Below are 3,699 nucleotides of genomic sequence, written 5' to 3' on the forward strand. Positions count from 1 at the left end.
CTGCTAATGCAATAACAATAACTGATAAGATAATTCTTAATTTTTTCACCGTTTTTCTCTCCATCCAATAAGTCTCTGTACAGGTTACTGTTTAATCATAGCATTTTGAACTCTTTATTTTGTCATAAATATGGAATTTCTTTCTCAACTAACCTGCTCCGTTAGTTTAAGTGTAAATATTCACAATCATTCTATCTGTTGAGAATAAAAAAGAGCTGTCGAAACAGCCCATTGCTCTAAGATTTTATTTATTTTTTTAAAACTGGGATCCAAATTTCGCTTTTAACTGATGGTGAAGTTAAGTCCTTACTTTTAATCGACAAGATTTCGGGTCCTTCTGTTACCTGGTAGTTGGAAGATGGAAACCACTCTGAATAAACTCTACCCCAGGTTTCCTGTAATGTACTTGGAAAAGGTCCTGTTGACTCGAATATTGCCCAAGTTAATGCAGGGACTCCAAGGTTAGATAAGTTATCAGGGCATTCTTGAGTTGTTGCCACTCCTATATACTGATTAAGTTCTCCTTTTTCTTCCATGCGTCCTTCAGAAAAATTTGTAGATGCTTGAATCATCCCTACAGGTTCAACATTAGAGAGTTTTTTTAATTGCTCTATTTTTTCAGTGGTCAAAGACTTCCACATTTCTGTAATTTCCGGATTTTCTCCTTCAAAGATAATAGGAACTCTTTTCATGATACCGACTATGTTAAACGCTTCTTTTTGCTCGATTCTATAATTCATTTCTCTTCCTCCTCTAATTGATAATTGAAAGGTCATTAGTGGATAGGCCTTTAATTGCTGTCCGTTGTTTCTTGCTTCAGATGGTGTTATACCATGTAAATGTTGAAAAGCTCTAGTAAAAGAGTCCGGTGAATTGTATCCATATTTAATCGCAATATCTATAATTTTTATGTTACTGTTATTTAGCTCAAATGCTGCTAAACTGAGTCGTCTTCGGCGAATGTATTCTGACAATGGAATCCCCGCAAGGAAAGAAAACATTCTTTTGAAATGATATTCAGAACAATGAGCCAGCCTAGCCACCATCTTGAAGTCTATTTCATTAGTTAGGTTTTCCTCGATATACTTCATTGCATCGTTCATGTTTTTAAGCGAATCCATTATACGACCTCCTTTCATCAATAGAATAACAGAAATTGATTGTATTCATCCGATATTCTGTGCACCGTTTTGTAGGATTAATCTTCTTCTGCTAAACTGCCCCGTTAGTAAAAAGGCTTTACTCCTTATCGAACTAAAGCCCCCCGTTAGTTGAATAAGAAATTTCAACTATAACTCAAGTAATTGCCTTGACTATTCACACATAACGAGAAATCACTACGCTAAATTGTCAGTTTTCTTTTGGAATTCATATCTATATTTTAACTCCAATTAAATTTATAACTATAAATATAATTAATAAGCCCTTTGGGATTGATAAAGTGTATATCTCCGAAAGAGCATAATAGAAAAAACAAAATTATTTGATGGTAACAATTATAAATAAAAAAACTGACTAACCCTTCTAAAATATAGAAATGGAAGTCAGTTTATTTTATTTCTTTTTACAAAGGTCACTTATTAACTTTCATTAACATTTTTTTCAAAGATTAATTCAAAATTCGCTGCGGCACCAACCGCTGCAGTACCAGGAGCGAAAATTTGAACCAATCTCCACCCTTTTTCCGCATGTTCTCTTATAATTTCACGATAATCTTCCGTTGCTTCCGCCTTCAAAATTTTTTGCTTTAATTCAATCTGAATAAATTTGTATTCATACATTATTAGTGCCTCCTTAAAAAATATATTACAAAAATGTCTAAATTTGAGATATTTGGTAGTTTATTTTTTAATTTTACATAATTTAATAGCTTTAGTAAAGCTAACTCGATTACTGACATTTAGCACACTAGACGATATATATGAGCCGGTAACATAGAAAAAGCAATTCCCAGAAGATGAGAATGGTACAAAGGATAAAACTTTTGCAACATTCCCTGAGGGCTTATTATAGCAAAAACCGATAATATAAACGAAAAGATAATTAACATACATACGGGCATGTTCATATTCAACTATCCTGCCCCGTTAGTTCAATAAAGAAAAAAAGAGCTGCATATGCAACTCAATGATTTTCAAGTAAAGCACCCGTTGGTTGGATAAAAGTTATTTCTTCTTTCTTGTTTGAATGTATTTTTCCGTCAATAATCCCGCATTAAACACCGATAAAATCATGATGAAGAAAAATATTACCCGACCGGTTGGTTCCCTCTTGTCAGCAATAAACTCAATACTAGAAAAATTAACATAAACAAAGCCAATAGCAACAAATATAGATAAGATAAATTGCCCTTTTAAAGACTTAATCATAAAATGCCCCCTATAAATATTCTTAAACTGTCCTGCGTTAGTTTAAGAAAAAAGTGCCACCCCCAGACTTGAAGTAAAGCACCCCTTTTCGTTCAATATTTAACATATATTAACTTATTCAACTCATTCGCAAAAAAACCTCTTATTCAACTAAACTGCTTCGTTAGTTCAATAAGAAAAAAGAGCTGCATTTGCAACTCAATGATCTTCAAGTAAAGCCCCTCGTTAGTGCAACAAGTAAAATATTTAAACTCCTAAAATTGTTTTTATACGGTCATTTTCTTCTTTCTTATCCAAATATTCAAATAGTCCAATTCGATTTCCCCAAGGGTCAGTGAAAGTTCCCCATTTTGCAGAAACTTCTTCACGGGAGTAAATCTCAAATTCTTCAATTTCCAACTCTTTCACTAGTCTATCTCTTTCAGCTATTATATCAGTTACCCCTAAACGTAAAGGTCCACTTTCTTCTGATGGTGTTCCTTCAGCAACTTGCAACCAGCAACCGGGAATTATTTCCCATTCAGCAAATCCGTCGTGTGGTATGAAATCAGCTTTTTTGCTTAGTAATGCTTCATACCACTTATGTCCTTCTTTAAAATCAGTTACACGAACTTGATTGGTTATTTCAAATATCATCTATTTACCTCCTAAAATAGTACATATTATATGTATTCTATAAAGTAAGAAGCAATCCTTCTTATTGAACTAACCTGCCCCGTTAGTTTAAGTAAATTTCTACACAATCTTTATAGTGATTTTAATCGAACTTTACAAGTTATCAATCTATATAATAAATAATCAATCTTTTTTACAAAGCTACAGCTATTTACCTTTCCTTTTTATTATTTTTAATACAGAGTTTCCTATTAAAACCGCTAATATAAAGCTCCATACATAAAAGCTTAATTTATCAGGCAAAAATTTTAATACCCATATAGACATCATAATCGTTGCAATCGTAAGGTAATTGATTCTTTCCTCATACTCAAATTTCTTTAAATTACTAACGAGAATTATATAACCGATTGGAGGAGTTATTACACAGAAAAAATATAACGATCCTTTTTTTAAATACCATGGTAATTTATTTCGCAAAATCTTCCTTCCTTCCAAACCGACTTTTTTTGGGGGCCCTATTAATTCGATTTCTCTTTTATATTAACTGTAACACTATTCTATATAATTAATATTAAACTGTATTACTTCTTTTTCTTCGTCCATGTATCTCTATTGTTAAATGATAAAACAAACACCTTATTGAACTAACCTCCCTCTATAAACATTGAAGTATCAACGGTTTTCATCACTTCGTGATGTAATAAAAAATATT

5 protein-coding genes are annotated in these 3,699 nt (G+C 32.2%); all 5 read right to left on the minus strand.

All coding sequences use genetic code 11. The annotated features are described in order from the left end of the window. Positions 1 to 248 precede the first annotated feature (248 nt). Positions 249 to 1,121: an AraC family transcriptional regulator gene (locus AMD00_RS02805; protein WP_053415564.1), complete on the minus strand. Its 873-nt coding sequence runs from the start codon at positions 1,119 to 1,121 to the stop codon at positions 249 to 251. Positions 1,122 to 1,580: 459 nt separating this feature from the next. After that, positions 1,581 to 1,781: a DUF4177 domain-containing protein gene (locus AMD00_RS02810; protein ID WP_053415565.1), complete on the minus strand. Its 201-nt coding sequence runs from the start codon at positions 1,779 to 1,781 to the stop codon at positions 1,581 to 1,583. A gap of 384 nt (positions 1,782 to 2,165) precedes the next feature. Then, a complete protein-coding gene (locus tag AMD00_RS02815) occupies positions 2,166 to 2,369 on the minus strand; it encodes a hypothetical protein (protein ID WP_053415566.1) in 204 nt (67 codons plus the stop codon). A gap of 246 nt (positions 2,370 to 2,615) precedes the next feature. Continuing rightward, positions 2,616 to 3,005, minus strand: coding sequence for a VOC family protein (locus AMD00_RS02820; RefSeq protein ID WP_053415567.1), 390 nt, complete (start codon positions 3,003 to 3,005; stop codon positions 2,616 to 2,618). A gap of 186 nt (positions 3,006 to 3,191) precedes the next feature. Further along, positions 3,192 to 3,464 carry a hypothetical protein gene (locus tag AMD00_RS02825; protein WP_053415568.1) on the minus strand — a complete coding sequence of 91 codons (273 nt, stop codon included), beginning with the start codon at positions 3,462 to 3,464 and terminating at the stop codon, positions 3,192 to 3,194. Positions 3,465 to 3,699: the final 235 nt, after the last annotated feature.

The sequence above is a fragment of the Viridibacillus arvi genome (assembly GCF_001274945.1).
Lineage (GTDB): Bacteria > Bacillota > Bacilli > Bacillales_A > Planococcaceae > Viridibacillus > Viridibacillus arvi.